The organism is Paenibacillus sp. FSL R10-2771, assembly GCF_038000205.1.
Taxonomy (GTDB): Bacteria; Bacillota; Bacilli; order Paenibacillales; family Paenibacillaceae; genus Paenibacillus_AQ; species Paenibacillus_AQ phytohabitans.
In genome coordinates this window covers 1,151,372-1,171,109 of record NZ_JBBOBM010000001.1, presented here as the reverse complement: position 1 = coordinate 1,171,109, position 19,738 = coordinate 1,151,372, and the positions used below count along the sequence as shown (strand labels likewise).

Below are 19,738 nucleotides of genomic sequence, written 5' to 3'. Positions count from 1 at the left end.
CATTGTTCACCTCCTTATTTCTTCAGCTTAGGATCCAGTGCATCACGGAGACCGTCACCAAAAATATTAAAGGAAAGCATGGTCAAGCTGATCAGGATAGCCGGGAACAGGAAACGCCACGGATAATAAAGCCAGCCAGTCAGTGAATCATTGATCATCGATCCGAGGGAAGCTACAGGAGCCTGTACACCAAGTCCGAGGAAACTCAGGAACGCTTCAGCAAAGATGGCATTTGGTACAGACAGTGTAATGGTTACGATAATCGGACCTACCGCATTCGGCAAAAGGTGTTTGAACAACAGTCTTTTGGACCCTGCACCCATCGAACGCGAAGCCAGAACAAACTCACGGTTCTTCAGCTGCATAATCTCGCCGCGGACAATCCAGGACATGGTAATCCAGCCCGTTATCGTCAGCGCAAGGATGATCGTTCCAAGGCTTGGTTCAAGCACAACCAGGAGCAGGATAACAACCAGCAGGTAAGGAATGGAGTAAAGAATTTCAGATACCTTGTTCATGATATTGTCTACACGTCCACCGAAGTAACCCATGATTCCGCCGTAGATAACCCCGATCAAAAGGTCAATGGCAGCGGCAGCCAGGCCGACAATCAGTGAGATACGTGCACCGTACCAGGTACGGACAAAGATATCGCGTCCCAGATCATCTGTACCAAACCAGTGCTCGGATGAAGGAGGCTTGTTGGTACTGAGCAAATCATTTGAGTAGTAATTGTACTTTGAGAACAACGGAGCGATAAGCGCCGCAAGGATAATCAGTCCAAGAATACCCAGTGCTGTCATTGCCATTTTGTTCTGGCGCAGACGTTCCCAGGAATCCCGCCAGGCAGACAAACTTTCGCGCTGAATGACTTCAGCTTGCCGCTCATCAATTCCAATTTTACGGAAATCTTCCGGTTTCAGGTTCGCATCCTGCGATACCAATTTTTTGTCAGAAGCCAATCTTTAGCCCTCCTTTCCACCACTTAGTTTGATACGCGGATCTACAAACACATAAGCAATATCCGTGATAAAGCGTGCTAGCATGAGCAATACGCCGTAGAAGATCGTAATCCCCATAATAACGGTATAGTCACGCACACCAATCGCTTCGACGAATTGCTTACCGATACCGCCGACACCGAAGATCTGCTCGATAACTACAGAACCTGTTACGATGTTAGCCGTCATAGGTCCCATATAAGTTACAACCGGCAGAATTCCGTTCCGCAGTACGTGACGGCTTAGGATTGCTGCCCAGCTTAGGCCTTTGGCCTTAGCCGTCTTGATGTAATCTGCATGCAGCACTTCCAGCATACTTGAGCGCGTTAGCCTCGCTATAAAGGCTATCGGCTGTGCCGAGAGTGCGGTTACAGGTAAGACATAATACAGCGGACCCTTAAATCCGGAAACCGGGAACATGTGGAACTTGTAGGCAAACACATACTGAAGCAGCGAGGCGACTACAAAGCTCGGAACCGCAATTCCCAGCACCGCCAGCACCATAGCCGCACTGTCAATAAACTTGCGATGATAGAGTGCCGCCATCATGCCGAGAAAGACTCCGACAATAACCGACACTATAATTGCGATAACCCCCAGCTTTAGAGACGCCGAGAACGTTTGTCCGATCAAGTGAGTTACATCCTGATTCAGACGCTTCATGGATACACCCAGATCACCCTGGACAATTTCACCCAAATACTTGAAATACTGATGATAGAGCGGCTTGTCCAGTCCATATTGCTCGTATAAACGCGCTTTTATTTCCGGCGGAACTTTCTTTTCAGAAGTAAACGGGTCCCCCGGAATGGCTTTCATCAGAAAAAAGGTCGCTGAAATTAGCACAAACAGCGAGACAAGCATATAGAAGAACTTATTGGCAACATAACGAACCATCCCCATCAACACCTCCTTCGACATTTTTTTAAGACACATAATTAGATTTTATGAAAAAATTGGCCATTTGTCTAATTTCTTATTTTGTAAGTTCGTGAAATCTTTAACAAAAAGCCTGAAATGCAAAAAAAAGGGATATATATGGAATTCCACATATATATCCCGAAGTATATTGCTACCTTCAGACAACCACTATTCAGTTAAGCTAACCGAAGGTTCTACAATTCTTAGTGCTCAAGCAGGTAAGCACGAGTGAAGTCAATTGCACCGCTGAAGTCAAGAGTTACACCTTTGAGGTACTCTTTAGTCAGGGAGTTGTTTGTGTAGTAGTAGAACGGAATCAGGATCATATCATCTTCAATGATCATTTTTTCAGCTTTTGCAAACATTTCTTGGCGTGCAGCCAAGTCGGAGCTTGCTTTAGCGTCAGCGATCAGCTTGTCATATTCAGGGTTAGCGTAACCAGTATCGTTGTTACCGCCGCCTGTTACCCACATATCCAGGAAGGTCATTGGATCATTGTAATCCGCAGTCCAGCCAGCACGTGCGATCTGGTAGTTCAGGTTTTGACGGTTGTCGATGAATACTGCCCATTCCTGGTTAACAGTGTTTACAGTGATACCCAGAGCTTGTTTCCACATGTCAGCTACAGCCAAAGCGATTTTCTTATGGCCTTCACTTGTGTTGTAAGACAATTCAACCGGTGGCAGTTCAGTCAGACCTTCTTCTGCCAGACCTTCAGCCAGCAATTTCTTAGCTGCTTCAGTATCTTCAGTGAAGTAGTCGTCTTTAATTGCAGTACGGAACTCGCCGTCAGCGCCAGCAATACCTGGAGGTACATAGCCGAATGCCGGAATTTGTCCGCCCAGTGTTACGTTGTCGATCAGCGATTGACGGTTAACAGTCATTGCCAGGGCTTTACGGATTTTAACGTTGTCGAAAGGTTTTTCAGTGATATTGAATTCATAGTAGTAGGTACTTGCGATACCTTTTCTCTGGAATTCGTTAGGAAGCTCTTTTTGTACGATAGGAATCTGTTCTTGCGGGATTTCGCCGTGTGGTGCACCAGCACGGTCAAGTTCACCGTTCTTGTAGCTCAGCAGTTCAGTTGCGCCGCTGTTAACCAGGGAGAAGTCGATTTTAGCAAGCTTGATGTTAGCAGCATCCCAATATTTATCGTTCTTGCTTACTTGCAGGGATTGGCCGGTAGTCCACTCAGTCAATGTGAACGCACCGTTAGTGATCATAGTATCTTTGTTTGTTGCCCATTTAGTATTACCTTCAACGGATTTGTGTACAGGGTAATAAGTATAGAAGGACAGAAGGCCAAGGAAGTATGGAGTTGGTGCTTTCAGCGTAACTTCAAGAGTTTTCGCATCAACAGCTTTTACGCCCACTTCGTTGAAATCTGTAACTTTCTTTCCATAATATTCTTCAGCGTTCTTCAGGTAGTACAATTGGTAAGCATAAGGTGCAGTTGGATCTGTGTTAGGATCCAGCACGATTTTCCAGGCGCGAACGAAGTCAGCAGCTTCTACAGGGTCGCCGTTGCTCCATTGTGCATCACGCAGTTTGAATGTATATACCAGACCGTCAGGGGAAATCTCCCAAGATTCGGCAATTCCCGGCTCAGCTTGGCCAGTTTCGTCATTCATGCGGGTCAAACCTTCATACATAGTTTTCAGGACGGTATTAGCTTGGCTGTCCTGAGCTTGAGCAGGGTCAAAAGTAGGTGGTTCTGCAGTCAGGTTGACTCTAAGTGTCTGGTCAGCAGCCAGTTTCTCGTCACCAGTTGTTCCTGTGTTCGTGCTACCTTCATTACCAGCTGCATTTGTTGCTGCAGCATTGGTGCCGCTGTTAGCATTGTTGTTGTTTCCGCCGCAGCCAGCAAGCACTGTGCCGATAACCAAAACTAATGCGAACATGAGCAATAGACTTTTACTCTTCTTCATCTAGCAGTTCCCCCTAAATAGAATGTGGTATATGGTTTATGATTATACAACCAGTGGTCAAAAAAATCTAGAGCAATATTTTCTGAAAACGACTTTTTTTTAATTCTTTAAAATTTTGTGACGTTGACGCTTCACCGGAGCAGTGGAACATTACATCGCTTGTGATATGTATCGTATGAGGCCTACAATCATAAATAATACGTAACTGGCACCCATAAAAAAGAAAGAAAGTCGCCAAACTGCCCGTAGTAACCGTTTTCCGTCGACCGATCCCTTGAGCCGGTTTTGCGCGCCTCCAATCAGTCCAGCGGATATTAATACAATAAGTAGTATAAGAAAGAACCCGAAATTCGAATGAAAGATCGTATTGAATAATCCTGAAACTGACAGCAATAAAAATAATGTAGTCACGTCCATCGCCAGCAAAAAAGTTTTTCTCTTCTCTTGCTTAAGACCAATGCCCGCGAAATAAACGATTAAAAAAGGAACAATCGGAATAACGCTTAACACGCCGAACGAATTCCGCAAAAATTCCAAACAGCCTCACCTCTCCCTCACAGTCATGCCCTCTACCAGTCCGCAGATCCAGCGGTGCAGCGGGACTTGAGCCCCCTGCTGCTGCCCCATATTCACAATGCTTCCGTTAATCCAGCGGATTTCCGTTTCCCTTGAAGCAAGCACATCGGCCAGCATAGATGAAATATTGCCCGATGTAGCCCGGCATACTTCAAGAATAGCCTCCCAGACATACTTCTCATAGTTAATCCCGCAGGCATCATAGGTCTGTACGGCCTCTGTGTACAGTTCCTTCATGATCTGTACACGCTCAGGTGAAGCCAACAGCCCGCCGTTTGGGACCCGCCATATTGCGGTTAGAGGATTAATTACAGCATTGATCAAGAGCTTCCGGTAAATGATGGTATCCACTTCTTTCGACAGAGAGGCGTTGAATCCTGCTGCTGCAAGGGCCTCAGTAAAACTTATTACGCTGTCATGGTCCCAATCCTGTGCGTTTGATTCATTGTGATGCAGAGAGTGACTGCTTTTCCCTATACAGATTTCCCCTTTACCTGCATGAATAACCTCTGTTAATGTTTTCCTCTTGGCAGCCTCAGTGGTTACCGCCACCCAGAGGGAGGATTCCGGCAGCAGCTCTTGCAGCAGCTCTATATGTCCGCAGCCGTTCTGGAAACATATCATTGTAAGATTCCGGTCATGAAGCGGCCGCAGAATCTCCGGAAGCTCATGATGCAGCACCGTTTGTTTGACGGTTAGCAATGTCACCTCTCCCGGATCAGCCAGCTGCCGCTGCGTATACTTACTCACCGGTTCGGCCGAGAAGCGGTCACCCTTAACGGATATCGCCTCCCCGCCGTCCTCATAGCTGACCGTTAGACCGCTGCTTGCTAATTCTCTGCACTGCTGCTCACTCCGGCACCACAGTCTGACCTCACTCCCCGCACTAATGAGCTTGCCGGCAAGCAGGAGCCCGAGCGCCCCCGCCCCTATAATATCAATTTTCATGCAAACACATCCTCCTGCCGCCCGGTAATTTTCCTAATTATATCCTGCACCTCCGCTCAAAGCAAAACACAAAAAATCCTGCAATGCCGGTGCCGTGAGGCACTGGGATGCAGGATTTGCGGGATTCATGTTCTATTCGATCCGTTCCAGGTTTCCATTCGCGTCCATTTTGAAGCGGGTTTTTTCCTCTTCTTCTTCATTTAGAAATGCGAGTCTGCGGGCCCGGTCCATAATCTGGATCAGCGCTTTGTAATCATCATTGACTACACGGTAATCGCTCTGGGCTAGATTGACTTCCTTGGATAAGCGTTCATTCTCTGCTCTCAGCTCCGTCAGTTCATCTTCCTTCTCTCGCAAATCCCGCTCCAGCATCTTCAGCTGCCGCCCAGCCTCCTGGAACGTGCCTTTCCATTGTCTCAGAAACCGGATTACCGCATCAATCGATAAGCTGTTCTCGCTTAACCCTTCGCTTCGTCCGTAGTCCTCTTCAATGTCTCCAAGAATCAGTCCCGCTACCTGCGCACCTCTGGAAACCGGCTGTTTCTTCAAATAACTTCGTTTCTGACGCTGGCCTTTAGCAATCCCGATAGCATCCTCGTAACTTTTGCGTACGCAACTGTTCCAGCGGAAACCGCAGGCAGCCGAGGTTCTCCCGATTTTTTCACCCACCTCTTCAAAAGCAGCAAGCTGTGTGCTGCCCTCACGGATATGACGCAGCGTTATTTCTGCCAATATCAGATCATCTTCCGCACTCCAAGCATCCTGTCTAACGGCTGTCATAAAGCCTAACCCTCCTAACAACATCATGAAATAACCATCTTCAGAACCGGCAGCTCTTGCCGGGTAGTGAATAAGGATAAAAGCTGCTTACTCCATTTCTATGCCTCTATTAGAGTTCATAGAATCTATTTGATACTAAATTGTATTGCCATTTTGGCTGAACATCATACTTACAATGCTATAAATTCTTAAATTCCAAGAGAAAAGCTTGTGTCAATTATAAAAATCATAAATATTATGATTCCCTGCCTTTTTTTTCAATGAATTCGTTTACAGTGTTTTGCAGAGCCGTTATAATGATAAATAAGCAGCAGTATCCGGATTCATACTGGAAGGGGGACTCTCTCTTGGACCGCATGTTTCGCGTATTGGGATTTTTCACACTCGTTATCGGACTTATGGCTTTCGCCGGTGATCTTACGGAAATGGCCCTGCTATTCTTTTTACAAACCGCTTTTTTTGTGATCCTCGGCTACATGAAATTCACTGAAAAGACCTACATTCTGCTCTTCTGGGGTTATATGATCCTGACCTTTACAGGCTTCAGTTATTGGACAGTCTTTCAGATGGGTCTGCCGCTGTAACGCATATACAGTACTGAAACGGATAGTGTTCCTTTATCTCAAGGAGCAACTCCGTTTTTTTTGTATGGGAATTTATATGTTTTCGCTGTAATTTTGTTTGTCCGAATGTAGTTCCCGGATGCCGAAACAGGGTATGATATTTTAACAGGCAGAAACATATTATTAGTACATACCTATTACTCAACTCTGTTCAAGGTGGTGATGTGGTGTTATTCCGCAGTTCCTTACGCCGGTTATTTGCAGCTCTACTCCTTCTCACCTGCACACTTCTGCCGCTGGCTTCACCGGTATATCTGTCCGCCGGCCCAGGTTCCGGCCTCAGTGCTTCAGCACCTGCCGTTCCGGATAATGAAGAAACCCGCAGGCTGCTCGAACAGACTCTGTCCTCAGCGGAGATTGAACGGGAGATTGTCCGGATTACGGCAGAACAACAAGCACTTGAAAGTGAAGTCGCCACGCTGACCCGGCAGTCTGCCGCCAAACAAACGGCCATTGCAGATCAGCAGGAACGCGCAGGCGCAGTTGTGCGGGCTTATTATATGGGGGAACGCGACGGATTGCTTGCAGCTTTACTGTCCGCCAAAAGCATCAGCAGAGTACTCGCTCTTTATGATTATTATGAGATTATTATGGGGCAGGACCGGGACACGCTGTCACAGTATGAAACACAATACAAGGATTTGAAAAAAACAATTGCGGCCGCACAGCGCAGCTCTGATGAGCTCGCCGGGCTCAAAACAGCGCTCCAGGAGCAGCAGAAGCGTGTGCTTGCTTTGAATGAAGAAATTGAGGGCGGTATTCAGGCCAGTACAGATCCTGAGCGCATGGGGGTACTGCTGGAGGAATTCAGTAAATATTGGGAGAATATCGGAATACATGAGGTTAAGACTTATTTCAAGGCGTTATCCTCGGCGATGAAGCATCTGCCGCAGTTCGTCCAGAACCGGGACGGTGTGCTGGTCCGTAAGGGGATGACTTATAATCTTGCGCTGAAGGAAGAGGATTTGAACGAATTCCTGGTCACGCAGAATACGCTGTTCAAGGATTTCGCTTTTCATTTCAAGGATAACGAGATTACAGCCACGGGGAAAAGCGGCGGACTGTCACTGACATTGACCGGTCATTACACCATTCAGGAGGAACCGGTCAACGGATTAATGTTCCATGTGGACCATGTGGTCTTCAATGGACTGGAGCTGCCGGATACTACCCGTCAGGCGCTGGAGGAAGAGTTCGATCTGGGCTTCTATCCGTCAAAAATCGTCTCATTCCTGCATGCCACAGAAGTATCCAGCTCGGACGGCGTGCTCCATGTCAAGCTGTCCCTCTCATTCTGAGGCTGCGGCCGCTGCTTGATATCCTGCAGCATCCAGCTTGCCGGTCATGAGCAGCATTGCCGCTTCAGCCTTGCGGCTCCACTCGCCCTCAGAGTCTGACTCGGGGGCATTATCATCGGTGAGGAATAATCCGGAGTCGAACGGAAGCCGGGAGATTTCAGGCAATCCAGAGCGGTACAGCTCATCCAGTGCAGGCAGATGGTCTGTATTCTCCAGCCATTCCAGCTGAGCCGAGCTCGAGGTCACATAAGCAAGCCACTTGACCGCTGCCTCCGGGCTGCCGGATTGTGCCGGGAGCGCAAAAAAGCGGCTATGGATTGCCTCGTAGATGTTGTGGCCCGTCTGTTCCAGCGGCGCTTGGACCGCCAGCGTGGAGTTTCCATATTTTCTCCATTCGGAGAGCGGCACTACGGCCACCGCAAGCTTGCCATCCTGCAGCATATTCCAGATATCCTGATTAAACCGGCTGGTCAGATAAAAATATCCGCGGGCAGCTTCCGTCCAAGCCGCTTGCGCTTCACTCATAGACAGCAGTCCGCCTCCCATGCTCTGAAGTACAGCTGCATAACCATAAGGGTTCCGCGTATCCATTGCCAGCAAATAATGTTCCTTCGTCTCCTCCTCGTTCAGCCGGCTCAGCAGTCCGCTCCATTCTTCCAGACTTGACGGTGCCCCGGACAGCCCCCATTCCGCAAGCCGCTGCGGAGAATATACCATTACATAGGGATCGATATCGAGCGGAACGCCCCAGTCGTATCCGTTCCATTGCATTTGCGGGATCAGCATGGTAAGAGGGGTGCTCCCGGGAACACTCTGGTATATATCCACAGGCAGCAAATATCCCCGGGAAGCCAGATCAAAAATACTGTGGCCGTCCAGCATTACAATATCCGGACTATCCCCAACCGTCAGTTCCTCCCGTACCTGAGAGGCTCCATCTTCTTCAGTGTCCACATTGGTCAGTTGAACGCTGACCCCGCTCGACAGGCTGTAATTGTTGCTGATCCGCTGCAGTACGCCAAATTCCAAACTGCTGAGCGATACGCGGATGGTCAAGCTCTGCTCGTCCCCAAGCTCACCTGAAGGAGGGCGCTCCGATTGGTCCAGCGGCTGTCTGGGCGGATAGCTTCCCTCGTCTGTATCCAGCTCCATGCTGGGCGACAGGCTTGTCAGCGACAGCAGCAGAACAGCAAACAGCAGCCAATAGTTTTTGCGTCTCAGCACGTGCTTCTCTCTCCTCCCGTGATCCTCGTCTTCCTCATTTTAGCAGACATATACGTGCTTGTCTGCGTTTGTGAAAACGTTCTCTTTCTATTATATAGGTGTGAACGGCATGAGGGGGTGAGTCTGATGAACCAGTCGCCGGTTAGGCGGTATTCGCACCTGCGGTGAATATTTGGACTTCCGGCCGCTGTTGTCTCCAGATTTCTTCGATTGAACCGCTGTGCGCGGTTGAAATCCGGAGACAAAGGCGGACGCTCCCGCTCCTCCAGTTCCAAAATTCCCCTCCGGTGCTATCGCCTTTCCGCTCCAGCTATCTCAGAGATCCCCTCCTGCCGTTCCGGGGGCGGGCAGACAAAAGCCGGGAGTGGTCATCTCCCGGCCGTGACTGTGCCAATCAACCGGCGGGCTGCCGATTGAAGAGCGAGTGCTGCCAGTTAAGCTTGCGGGCTGAAGCCCATTATGCCAGGCTGCGAAGAGCCTAAAGGCTACAGCAAATCTGCGGCCAGCTGAGCCAGATGCGAACGCTCACCCTTTTCAAGGGTAATATGGCCGCTGATGCCCTGCTGCTTAAATTTCTCAACGATATAGCTGAGCCCGTTGCTCGCGGCATCCAGATAAGGATGGTCGATTTGCTCCGGATCTCCCATCAGAATCACCTTACTGCCTTCACCGGCGCGGGAGACAATCGTCTTCACTTCATGCCGGGACAGGTTCTGCGCCTCATCGATGATGATGAACTGCGACGGAATGGAACGTCCGCGGATATAAGTGAGCGCCTCTACCTGGATGCTGCCCAGGCCCATCAATATTTTATCAATATCTCCGGCTTTTTTGGTATCGAACAGGAATTCGAGGTTATCATAGATCGGCTGCATCCATGGACGGAGCTTCTCGTCCTTCTCACCGGGTAAATACCCGATATCCTTACCCATAGGGACCACTGGACGGGCGATCAGCAGCTTCTTGTATTTATGTTCGTCCTCCACCTTGAACAGTCCGGCGGCAAGCGCCAGCAGCGTCTTCCCTGTACCCGCTTTACCGGTAATGGTCACCAGCGGAATATCATCATTCAGCAGCAGCTCAAGCGCCATCCGCTGCTGGGCATTCCGGGCGCTGATGCCCCACACCGCATCATTGCCGAGGTACAGCGGTTCGAGCCGGCTGGCATCGCTGTTCACCTTGAGCAGGGCCGATTTGCCGCTGCCAATCTCATCCTTCAGAATGACAAATTCATGAGGGTAGAGCGGGTAGGACAACGACAGCTGTTTGATGGACAAGAAACGGTGACTATAATATTCATCGATCAGCGAAGGATGCACCATCAGCGACTGGCAGCCGGAGTACAGCTCATTCAAATCTCCGGTGCGGTCGGATAAATAATCCTCCGGTGTTATGCCAAGCACATCCGCTTTGATGCGGACGAGTACATCTTTACTTACGAGTACCACAGGACTGGGATCAGCCTTTTCATTCTCCTCATGGAGATAATTGAGGGCAACAGCCAATATGCGGTTATCGTTCGAGACCTCCCCGAACATTTCCTGTACCTTTACGAAGCTGCGGTGGTTAAGCTCTACCTTCAGCGTGCCTCCATGTTCCAGTACCACACCGCTGTGCAGGTGGCCCAGTTCCCGGAGTCCGTCTAACAAGCGTGACACGGTGCGGGCGTTGCGGCCGATTTCATCGGCATTACGCTTCTTGGAGTCGATTTCTTCCAGGACTACAGCAGGAATGACAACTTCATTCGCCTTGAAAGCAAAAATCGAATTGGGGTCGTGCAGTAGCACGTTAGTGTCTAGTACGAATATCTTTTTCATGTTATCCCCTCCACAGCGCCTGGTTTGATTGATCATACATAACTCTTTTCAGCAAGGGCAAGATAAGGTAAACCACTGAATTATGGCTGAAAGGAGTAAGCACATATGAGAAAATCAATGTGTCTGTTGCTGGTACTGCTGCTGCTGACAAGCTGCGGTATCGCTAATAAAGAGACATCACCCTCTCCTCAGGATAAACAATCGTCAAAGGCCTTGAGCAGCCAGGGGAATCGCGGAGTACGGACATTGTCCGAAGATGGTACAGCCCTTGAACCTACACCAGAGAACGGACAACCTTCTGACGTTAAGGGCGAAAGCGATGTTGCACTTAAGGATCATTTTGAACAGTTAGCCAAAAGAGTTCCCGGTGTAAACGGAGCCCACTGTGTCGTAATGAACAACATTGCCGTTGTCGGCATTGATGTCGACGGATCGCTTACCCGCTCACGGGTCGGAAGCGTGAAATACACGGTAGCGGAAGCTATCCGCAAAGACCCGAGGGGTGTAAGAACGCTCGTTACTGCCGACATGGACCTCACCAGCAGGTTAGCCGAGATGGGAAAGCATATTACCAAAGGAAACCCGGTATCCGGCTTTGCCTCAGAAATGGCCGACATTATCGGCCGGATCATCCCGCAGCTGCCGGAGGATACCAAACCGCAAGGCAACGGACAATAAGCTTGCACATTCCTGTACAAAGCACAGGATCTGGAGACAAAAAAAGCCTAGTGATGGCACACTAGGCTTTTTGCATGGCGGCAAATACTTGTCCGTCCAGCTTCTCAGCCGCACGCGCATCGTATACCTTCGCATATTTCGGAGCAGATTCCAGATGAGCACCATAGAACAGCGCATTGCGGACCGCTTCAATCTCAACATCAAAACAGCACATCTTAAAAGGAACATCCGGCAGCGGGTCCTGCTTCACAGAAGCACGGCCGTTGATGGCATGAACCGTTCCCTCACCAAACACAGTAATAGTTACCAGCGGGTTGACCTTCATGTTGTTCACAAGTCTCGAACGGTGATCTACCGATAAGCGCACAATAGAAGGGCTCACTGCATAGATCCAGGAAATCGCAGTAGATGTAGGACCACCTGATTCAGCATCCACAGTGTTTAGAAGAACAAAGGTTTCCGACTGCAGCATAGCTAGCAGTGTTTCGCCCAGCTGAGCAACGGCTTCGGACATAAGTACAGGCCCCCTATGCGGCGTGAGTGCATTCAATTTATTATATTATAGCACAGGATGAAACTTGCATTCAATTTGTAGATTCTTTTCCTTATGGACTGTCTGCGGCCGCAGAAGCAGCGGCACCGGAGAGGCCGGATATCTGGTCCTGAAGGCTTTGCTTGGCTGCGTCCAGTTCCTTATCGTCAATATATACATAGGGACTGCGCCAGGTTCCTGTCACCGGCACAAATTCTACATTCTCCTTAGATATATTCCAGTAAGTCGCTATCATGCTCTTGATCTGCGCATTCTCAATATCGCTTGCCAGATTATCGTCCACGGCATCCAGCACCTTGCCGATTTTGAGCACCCCTCCGAGTGACTGCATCTGCGCGATCAGCGAATTAAGCACTTCATTCTGGCGTTTATTGCGGTCAAAATCATCGGAAGGCTTCGTTGCCGGACTGCAATTGGATTTACGGTAACGTACATAATCAAGCGCCTTATCCCCGTTTAGCTGGGCTTGGCCTTTCTTGAGATTAATATCGGTTCCGTCCACACTGTCCGTGTAGCACATATTCTCGCTGATATTGACATCTACACCGCCGAATTCATCCACGATATCCCGGAAGCCCTGGAAATCAAGCACAGTGACATAATCGACCTGAATATCGAGATATTTGCTCATCATGGTCTTCATTTCATCCCCGGCCAGAATCCCAGAGGTCTTCTCCTTGCTCTTGAAGCGGGAGTAGAACGCATTGATTTTCGTTTTCTTATAGCCGCTAAGCTCTACGTAAGTATCGCGCGGCAGTGAGACTACGGTCGCCGATTGGGTCTCCGGGTTCAACGCCGCAACCATAATCACATCCGTCAGATTGGACGGGTGCTTCGGACGGTTGTCAGTGCCTAGCAGCAGCATCGTCAGCGGCTTCTCTGAAGCGGATTGCCCGGCCTGAACCGGCTGGTCCACTCCGAACCCTCCCTGATCAAACTTCCAGTACAAGTACCCTGCGTAGCCCAGAGCCGCAATTACGGCAACCAGGAGGATGATCAGGAGCAGTCTCATCAGCTTGGCGAAAAACCCGCGTTTCTTAGGCTTCTTCTTATTAGATTTGGTTGAGTTGGTTGATTTCTTTGATTTGGTCGAGGCAGCGGGTCTGGACTGCTGTCTGTTGGTTCCTTGCTGGCCGTTCGATCTGGGTGGCAGACTGCCCTTGCTTGTATTCATAATTGAATTAGGTCCTTTTCATTCAGGTAGAATTAGATAACTTTATAATAACTTAGACGATCCTGAGCACTAAAAGTTGCGCCTAGTGCCGTTTCGCCGCAGCTGCAGCTTTCCGCTTCTGCCGGGCCTCTACCAGGTAGCGGACCCGCACGAGCAGCATTAACCCTACCGCCACCAGCAGGCACTGGATGATCGGAAGCTTGTCATGCTGGAAGATGAGCAGCATCCCCGAGCCTATAGCCATCATAATATAAAGTACGATCTCTTTGCCGATGGGCAGCTTCTGGTTGACGCGAAATACACGGTTATACACATAAGTCAGTAGAATAAAGATGACAATGTAAGCGACAATTGGATGCTCAGCGAACCAGCTCTGCACAGCTCGTCACTCCTCCCGGATATAAGTATCGTTTACATTATATCATCCTCAGCGTTTTTATACTGCTTTTAATCCCTGCAATTTGAACGGTCTTCTGTCCGGGAAAATAAACAAGAAAAGCCGCCGGATTCTTCATCCGGCGGCTTGAATGGGTGACAGCTTACGCTTGGCTGGCTTGCGCCGCTTTACGCTGCTTCTCTACACGTTCGCGCTCACCCTTGTTCAGGATCTTTTTGCGCAGACGAACGGATTTAGGTGTAATTTCGCAATATTCATCATCATTCAGGTATTCAAGCGCGCCTTCCAGAGAGAACATACGCGGGGTCTTCATTTTAACAGTCTCATCCTTCGTTGCAGAACGAACGTTGGTCAGCTGTTTTTCCTTGCAGATATTTACAATGATGTCATTATCGCGGGTGTGCTCACCTACGATCATGCCTTCATAAATTTCAGTTCCTGGTTCCAGGAAGAGAATACCGCGGTCTTCTACGCCCATCATGCCATATAGAGTCGTATTGCCGGTTTCACTGGATACGAGTACGCCTTGGTGACGTCCGCCAACCTGTCCGCCAATCAGTGGAGCATAGCTGTCAAACGCATGGTTCATAACGCCATAACCGCGGGTCAGGGTCAGGAAGTAGGTGTTGTAACCAATCAGGCCACGTGCAGGAATCAGGAACTCCAGACGAACCTGGCCAGTACCATGATTGATCATGTTGACCATTTCTGCTTTGCGTGTTCCCAGACTTTCCATAACAGCGCCCATGCTTTCTTCCGGAACATCAATCATCAGGCGTTCAAGCGGCTCCATCTTGGCTCCGTCGATTTCCTTGACGATAACTTCAGGCTTGGAAACCTGCATTTCGTAACCTTCACGGCGCATATTCTCGATCAGGATACCCAGGTGAAGCTCACCACGGCCGGATACGACAAATGCATCAGGGGAATCCGTTTCATCTACACGCAAGCTGACATCTGTTTCCAGCTCTTTGAACAGACGTTCGCGCAGCTTACGGGAAGTTACCCACTTGCCTTCTTTACCGGCAAACGGACTGTTGTTCACGAGGAACGTCATTTGCATTGTAGGCTCGTCGATCTTAAGAACAGGCAGCGCTTCTGGATGCTGCGGATCGGCAATGGTCTCACCGATGTTGATGTCTTTGATACCGGCAATTGCTACGATGTCGCCTGCACCCGCTTCTTCTGTCTCAACACGCTTCAGGCCCTGGAAACCGAACAGCTTCTCGATACGCGCTGTTTTGCTCTTGCCGTCACGCATGATAACAGTTACGGACTGGCCCTGCTTGATTACACCGCGGTTAACACGGCCAATGGCGATACGGCCAAGGTATTCATTGTAATCCATCAGAGTTACCAGGAACTGCAGGGGCTCTTCAACTTTTTCAGTTGGAGCCGGGATATGTTCAACAATGGTTTCGTAAAGGGCAAGCATCGTTTCATCCTGCTTCTCAGGGTCCATGCTCGATGTGCCGTTAAGCGCAGAAGCATATACAACCGGGAATTCAAGCTGATCGTCACTGGCTTCAAGCTCAATGAACAGATCCAGAACTTCATCAATAACTTCCTTCGGACGTGCAGCCGGACGGTCAATTTTGTTCACGACAACGATAGGTGTAAGGTGCTGCTCCAGTGCTTTGCGCAGAACGAATTTAGTCTGCGGCATGCAGCCTTCATAAGCATCCACAACCAGCAGTACGCCGTCAACCATCTTCATGATACGTTCTACTTCACCGCCGAAATCGGCGTGTCCAGGGGTATCTACGATGTTGATCAGGAACTCTTTATAGGTAATTGCTGTATTTTTGGCTAGGATAGTGATTCCGCGTTCCCGCTCCAGGTCGTTAGAGTCCATGGCCCGTTCCTGCAAGTGCTCGTGCGCGCTGAAAATCCCTGATTGCTGGAGAAGCTGATCGACGAGTGTTGTTTTACCATGGTCAACGTGGGCAATGATCGCAATATTGCGAATATCTTTTCTTGAATGCATGATTTGTATCCAAATCCTCTCATTTATCAAATTAAAAATGTTTAAATTTATAGCATGTCACGGCAGTCTCACAAAAGAAGCGCCAGGCAGAAACCCGACGCTCCAACATATCCTTAATAGTATCGTGAAAGCACCATGAAAAGCAAGTCTTTTTCTGAAAAAAACGTTACCAACTTCGTTTAATTTTTCTAATTTTGCCTTGCGTTACATTCAGCGGTGCCCATTCCCTCAGTCTGTGCCGTTTGCCTGGCTGTCTTACCAGCCGCCGTTCCACTTCTTGCGCCCGCCCGGTCTGCCCCGGCCCAGCATCAGCCAGAGGCCTGCGGCAACCAGAACGGCACCCAGCAGATACAAGGCTCCGGTCCCGAGCAGGGTGAAGATGAACAACACAATGCTTAGCAGCCCAAGGATAACAGCGGTTGTTGTCAGTCCTCTGGTTCTGGCTGAAGAATACAGCGAATATTCATAAAGTCCGACCGCAATGCCCAGCAGCAGGATAGGCCACAAATGCCTCATCAGGTCCCAGCCCCATGTATTGCATAGTCCAAATAGCAGACCGTATACCGTTAATATGCCCGCAGGTATCAATACAGATGCAGAAGCACGGCGGGTGAAGAAGAGCACATGCAGGAACAGGCCCGGAACCAGAATTACGAGCGGCCACAAGGCATGTCCAAGAAATCCGAACACCCCCAGCTTCCCGAACAGAATCACAATGCCGGCGGCGGCGATGAACACACCCAGTTTCATGTCGTTTTTGGAAGACATCTTTCACCCATCCCTTCAAAATTCGCGTCTTTTCTCTGACCCTCGTCATTTTATATTTTATCTGAAAAATAATTAAAACACCATCATTCTTCGTGTATTCGGGGGAATTGCACAAAAAAGCTGCACCAAAGCTTTCCAGCTTTTGGCACAGCCTCTAGTATTGCCGCTTCTTATCCTGCAGATACCATCCTCCGCTTAAGCATACCTGTTACTACGACAAGAATCCCCAGCACCATCGGCAGCATGGAGTGGAATGTAGGCAGCATGAAGGAAATGACCGCACCAAATTTAGCATCCTGCAGCAGCATATTACCGGCCGTATACGCCAGAATATAGGCTCCGATGAAGACCAGCACCGGGAAACGGTGCAGCCAGCCCACGATGATGCCGCTTCCCCAGACCACAATCGGAATGCTGATGGCAATCCCGATTACGATGAGTGCCAGATCTCCTTTGGCCAAGCCTGCAATCGCCAGCACATTGTCCAGACTCATGATGAAATCGGCGAGCAGAATGGTGCGTACCGACTTCCATACACTGGAGCTCCCCTCAATCTTAAGTTCCCCCTCCTCCTCCAGCAGCAGCTTAAAGGAGATCCAGAGCAGCAGTATCGCGCCTCCGGCTTCAATATAAGGAATTTTGAGCAGCAGCACTGCGGCAAAAGTCAGGATGCAGCGCAGACCCACTGCCCCTGCAGCTCCCCACCATACCGCTTGCCTGCGGTGCTTCTCCGGGAGATTCTTGCTGGCCATCGCAATGACCATCGCGTTGTCTCCGCTCAGCACCAGATTGATCATCAGTATTTCACCCAGCAGCAATAAAGAATCCATTCTTTTCAACCTCCCTGAACTCCATGTAAATACATGTATGCCTCAGGGTGACAAGCTATGCATCCTGTCCTGCTTTTTTAGAAACTACGCATGAGCGGGGCTGTTCCAGCGTATACAAAATCATAGCCTGCCTGCCGTATGTCAAAAAAGCCCGTATATCTTCCAAACAAATTCGAGGAGTGACCCCTATTGAATCCATCCGTTACGGATTTCATACTATCCCTGCTGAATATTGTCTTCCTCGATCTGATTCTGGCCGGTGATAATGCCATAGTGATCGGCCTGGCCGCGCGGAACCTGCAGGGAAGTTCGCAGAAGAAGGCAATTCTGCTGGGCACAGGGGGCGCCGTGGTACTGCGGATTATCGCGACGATCCTTGTCGTGTGGCTGCTCAAAGTGCCCTGGCTGCTGCTATTCGGCGGACTGCTGCTTATTATGATCGCCTACAGGCTGCTGACAGGGGGGAATACGGAGGACACGGACATACAGGCCGGAGGAACACTGTGGTCGGCCGTACGGACGATCATTGTCGCAGATGCGGCGATGGGGCTGGATAATGTTATCGCGATCGCCGGGGCAGCCAAACACAATATTACGCTTGTGGTGCTCGGGCTGCTGATCAGTGTGCCGATTGTGGTCTGGGGCAGCACGCTGTTCATCAAGCTGATCAACAGATATTCCTGGATTATCTATATCGGCTCAGCCGTGCTTGGGTTCACGGCCGCAAGTATGATTACCAGTGAGAAGCGGATTGCCCCCTTCTTCGAACAGCAGCCGCTGCTCCACTATCTGTTTATTGCTCTGGTGATTGCAGGCATCCTTGCCGCCGGCCTCTGGCAGCGCCACCGCGCACAGGGCAGAATTCCGCATAGCGGCAATTCTACCCGGTAATGCATATATCGCCATATATCAGAAAGAGGTGCCCCGGCCAACCAGTATTACCGGCTGCAGGGCACCTCTTCTTCAGCTATTCTAGAACCATTCTTCCTGTAAACCTGCCTGTACAGGGATCACATCGCTCGGCTTCTCATCACCGTATGGTGTAATCGATACCGTCTCTGTTCCGGCAACCGCCGCTTCCAGGAGTGTCTGGTACCCGGGCAGCGTGGCTTCAATCTTGTCCACAATCCGCATGTTCGGATTCGTCGTCGGAGACTTGGGCACGAACAGCGTACAGCAATCTTCATAAGGAAGGATGGACAAGTCATAGGTGCCGATACTCTGGGAGATTCCGACAATCTCACTCTTATCCATCATCACCAGCGGACGCAGCAGCGGCAGCTCAGTGGCACGGCCAATGACATTCATGCTTGGCAGCGTCTGGCTGGCGACCTGCCCCAGACTGTCACCGGTGATCAGGGCCAGCGCCCCTTCGCGTTCAGCGAGAGCGGTGGCAATCCGCAGCATGGCCCGGCGCATTAGTGTAATAATCAGATTATCCTGGCCAATTCCGGTAAAGGAGGTCTGGACCTCCGTGAACGGAACCAGGTGGAGCTTGATCACTCCGGCATAACGCGACAGTACCCGCGTCAGATCTACAACCTTCTGACGGGCAAGCTCGCTGGTATACGGGTAGCTGTAGAAATGGACACATTCCACTTCAAGTCCTCTGCGCATGGATGACCAGCCCGCAACCGGGCTGTCAATGCCGCCGGACAGCAGCAGCATTGCTTTGCCGTTCGTACCGAGCGGGAACCCGCCGACACCGGCAATATTCTCGCAGAAAATATAGGTATGCCCTTCACGAATCTCAATTCTCAGCTCCATCTGCGGAGATTTCACATCCACAAGCAGCCCGGGATATCCCTGCAGCAGAGGAGTGGCAATAAGCTTGCCCATCTCAATGGAGCCATATGGAAATCCCTTCCATACCCGGCGGGCACTAACCTTGAAGGTCGTTCCTGCTGCCGGGGCAATAATATTCAGGAATGTCCTGCTGGCTGCAAGAATCTCTTCAAATTCCGACCGGGACACCTTCACCGGGCTAATTGAAGCAATGCCGAATACATTCTTCAGTGCATCCGTTAACTCTCCCGCCGGCTCACCGTTCAGTTCGACATATATCCGCCCGAATTCTTTGCTGAGCACCACACCGGGATAGGGTTTAACCATCTCCTTCACATGACGGAGCACTGTTTTTTCGAACCGGCTGCGGTTTTTTCCTTTTAAGATAAATTCTCCAAAGCGCAGCAGAAGCATATCCGCATATTCAATGCTGCTTCCAATCCCCGCAGC

The 19,738-nt window shown here is 49.9% G+C and carries 19 protein-coding genes; 4 read left to right on the top strand and 15 right to left on the bottom strand.

Annotation, left to right across the window (positions count from 1 at the left end):
• Positions 1–14: 14 nt before the first annotated feature.
• The 6 genes from NSU14_RS04955 to NSU14_RS04930 all read right to left on the bottom strand — a co-directional run bounded on the left by NSU14_RS04955 (position 15) and on the right by NSU14_RS04930 (position 6,154).
• A complete protein-coding gene (locus tag NSU14_RS04955; RefSeq protein WP_042139397.1) occupies positions 15–962 on the bottom strand; it encodes an ABC transporter permease in 948 nt (315 codons plus the stop codon).
• Between the two features lie 3 nt (positions 963–965).
• Positions 966–1,898: an ABC transporter permease gene (locus NSU14_RS04950; protein ID WP_039304450.1), complete on the bottom strand. Its 933-nt coding sequence runs from the start codon at positions 1,896–1,898 to the stop codon at positions 966–968.
• A 227-nt stretch (positions 1,899–2,125) separates the two neighbouring features.
• Positions 2,126–3,850, bottom strand: a complete 1,725-nt coding sequence (locus tag NSU14_RS04945; protein WP_340943256.1) for a peptide ABC transporter substrate-binding protein — start codon at positions 3,848–3,850, stop codon at positions 2,126–2,128.
• A 150-nt stretch (positions 3,851–4,000) separates the two neighbouring features.
• Entirely contained in the window at positions 4,001–4,360 is a 360-nt protein-coding gene (locus NSU14_RS04940; RefSeq protein ID WP_305954203.1) for a DUF3397 domain-containing protein, read from the bottom strand.
• A 33-nt stretch (positions 4,361–4,393) separates the two neighbouring features.
• Positions 4,394–5,374, bottom strand: a complete 981-nt coding sequence (locus tag NSU14_RS04935) for a ketopantoate reductase family protein (RefSeq protein ID WP_340943253.1) — start codon at positions 5,372–5,374, stop codon at positions 4,394–4,396.
• A 132-nt stretch (positions 5,375–5,506) separates the two neighbouring features.
• Positions 5,507–6,154 carry an RsfA family transcriptional regulator gene (locus NSU14_RS04930; RefSeq protein WP_340943250.1) on the bottom strand — a complete coding sequence of 216 codons (648 nt, stop codon included), beginning with the start codon at positions 6,152–6,154 and terminating at the stop codon, positions 5,507–5,509.
• A 347-nt stretch (positions 6,155–6,501) separates the two neighbouring features.
• On the opposite strand from NSU14_RS04930, the gene NSU14_RS04925 reads away from it, so the two are divergent.
• On the top strand, positions 6,502–6,738 hold the full coding sequence (locus NSU14_RS04925; protein ID WP_039304209.1) for a DUF2626 domain-containing protein: 237 nt from the start codon (positions 6,502–6,504) through the stop codon (positions 6,736–6,738).
• A 206-nt stretch (positions 6,739–6,944) separates the two neighbouring features.
• A complete protein-coding gene (locus NSU14_RS04920; RefSeq protein WP_052422050.1) occupies positions 6,945–8,075 on the top strand; it encodes a hypothetical protein in 1,131 nt (376 codons plus the stop codon).
• Here the strand turns inward: NSU14_RS04920 and NSU14_RS04915 are convergent.
• Together NSU14_RS04915 and NSU14_RS04910 are read right to left on the bottom strand one after the other, a co-directional pair.
• Positions 8,067–9,299, bottom strand: coding sequence for an extracellular solute-binding protein (locus NSU14_RS04915; protein WP_042139402.1), 1,233 nt, complete (start codon positions 9,297–9,299; stop codon positions 8,067–8,069). The genes NSU14_RS04920 and NSU14_RS04915 overlap by 9 nt on opposite strands.
• Before the next feature lie 485 nt (positions 9,300–9,784).
• The gene (locus NSU14_RS04910; RefSeq protein ID WP_039304201.1) at positions 9,785–11,116 is read right to left on the bottom strand and encodes a PhoH family protein; all 1,332 of its coding nucleotides are present in this window, start codon (positions 11,114–11,116) and stop codon (positions 9,785–9,787) included.
• 105 nt (positions 11,117–11,221) lie between these two features.
• Between NSU14_RS04910 and NSU14_RS04905 the strand changes: the two genes are divergently transcribed.
• The gene (locus NSU14_RS04905; protein WP_076244062.1) at positions 11,222–11,794 is read left to right on the top strand and encodes a YhcN/YlaJ family sporulation lipoprotein; all 573 of its coding nucleotides are present in this window, start codon (positions 11,222–11,224) and stop codon (positions 11,792–11,794) included.
• Positions 11,795–11,855: 61 nt separating this feature from the next.
• On the opposite strand, the gene NSU14_RS04900 is transcribed toward NSU14_RS04905, so the two are convergent.
• The 6 genes from NSU14_RS04900 to NSU14_RS04875 form a co-directional block, all read right to left on the bottom strand.
• Positions 11,856–12,308 carry a pyridoxamine 5'-phosphate oxidase family protein gene (locus NSU14_RS04900; RefSeq protein WP_042139404.1) on the bottom strand — a complete coding sequence of 151 codons (453 nt, stop codon included), beginning with the start codon at positions 12,306–12,308 and terminating at the stop codon, positions 11,856–11,858.
• 91 nt (positions 12,309–12,399) lie between these two features.
• Entirely contained in the window at positions 12,400–13,521 is a 1,122-nt protein-coding gene (locus NSU14_RS04895; RefSeq protein ID WP_076244064.1) for an LCP family protein, read from the bottom strand.
• Positions 13,522–13,603: 82 nt separating this feature from the next.
• Positions 13,604–13,900, bottom strand: coding sequence for a YlaH-like family protein (locus tag NSU14_RS04890; RefSeq protein ID WP_042139406.1), 297 nt, complete (start codon positions 13,898–13,900; stop codon positions 13,604–13,606).
• Positions 13,901–14,060: 160 nt separating this feature from the next.
• A complete protein-coding gene (typA, locus tag NSU14_RS04885) occupies positions 14,061–15,905 on the bottom strand; it encodes a translational GTPase TypA (protein ID WP_039304185.1) in 1,845 nt (614 codons plus the stop codon).
• Between the two features lie 255 nt (positions 15,906–16,160).
• Positions 16,161–16,673 carry a hypothetical protein gene (locus NSU14_RS04880; RefSeq protein ID WP_042139407.1) on the bottom strand — a complete coding sequence of 171 codons (513 nt, stop codon included), beginning with the start codon at positions 16,671–16,673 and terminating at the stop codon, positions 16,161–16,163.
• A 170-nt stretch (positions 16,674–16,843) separates the two neighbouring features.
• Positions 16,844–17,503, bottom strand: a complete 660-nt coding sequence (locus NSU14_RS04875) for a TerC family protein (protein WP_042139408.1) — start codon at positions 17,501–17,503, stop codon at positions 16,844–16,846.
• A 189-nt stretch (positions 17,504–17,692) separates the two neighbouring features.
• On the opposite strand from NSU14_RS04875, the gene NSU14_RS04870 reads away from it, so the two are divergent.
• On the top strand, positions 17,693–18,394 hold the full coding sequence (locus NSU14_RS04870) for a TerC family protein (protein ID WP_039304177.1): 702 nt from the start codon (positions 17,693–17,695) through the stop codon (positions 18,392–18,394).
• A gap of 81 nt (positions 18,395–18,475) precedes the next feature.
• On the opposite strand, the gene thiI is transcribed toward NSU14_RS04870, so the two are convergent.
• The gene (gene thiI / locus NSU14_RS04865; protein WP_371916271.1) at positions 18,476–19,702 is read right to left on the bottom strand and encodes a tRNA uracil 4-sulfurtransferase ThiI; all 1,227 of its coding nucleotides are present in this window, start codon (positions 19,700–19,702) and stop codon (positions 18,476–18,478) included.
• Positions 19,703–19,738: the final 36 nt, after the last annotated feature.

Excerpts from the sequence above, each read along its gene's own strand:
- typA (WP_039304185.1), bottom strand. The coding sequence starts at position 15,905 with ATGCATTCAAGAAAAGATATTCGCAATATTGCGATCATTGCCCACGTT.
- NSU14_RS04945 (WP_340943256.1), bottom strand. The coding sequence starts at position 3,850 with ATGAAGAAGAGTAAAAGTCTATTGCTCATGTTCGCATTAGTTTTGGTT.
- NSU14_RS04900 (WP_042139404.1), bottom strand. The coding sequence starts at position 12,308 with ATGTCCGAAGCCGTTGCTCAGCTGGGCGAAACACTGCTAGCTATGCTG.
- NSU14_RS04930 (WP_340943250.1), bottom strand. The coding sequence starts at position 6,154 with ATGACAGCCGTTAGACAGGATGCTTGGAGTGCGGAAGATGATCTGATA.
- NSU14_RS04895 (WP_076244064.1), bottom strand. The coding sequence starts at position 13,521 with ATGAATACAAGCAAGGGCAGTCTGCCACCCAGATCGAACGGCCAGCAA.
- NSU14_RS04880 (WP_042139407.1), bottom strand. The coding sequence starts at position 16,673 with ATGTCTTCCAAAAACGACATGAAACTGGGTGTGTTCATCGCCGCCGCC.
- NSU14_RS04905 (WP_076244062.1), top strand. The coding sequence starts at position 11,222 with ATGAGAAAATCAATGTGTCTGTTGCTGGTACTGCTGCTGCTGACAAGC.
- NSU14_RS04935 (WP_340943253.1), bottom strand. The coding sequence starts at position 5,374 with ATGAAAATTGATATTATAGGGGCGGGGGCGCTCGGGCTCCTGCTTGCC.
- NSU14_RS04875 (WP_042139408.1), bottom strand. The coding sequence starts at position 17,503 with ATGGATTCTTTATTGCTGCTGGGTGAAATACTGATGATCAATCTGGTG.
- NSU14_RS04950 (WP_039304450.1), bottom strand. The coding sequence starts at position 1,898 with ATGGTTCGTTATGTTGCCAATAAGTTCTTCTATATGCTTGTCTCGCTG.
- NSU14_RS04910 (WP_039304201.1), bottom strand. The coding sequence starts at position 11,116 with ATGAAAAAGATATTCGTACTAGACACTAACGTGCTACTGCACGACCCC.
- thiI (WP_371916271.1), bottom strand. The coding sequence starts at position 19,702 with ATGCTTCTGCTGCGCTTTGGAGAATTTATCTTAAAAGGAAAAAACCGC.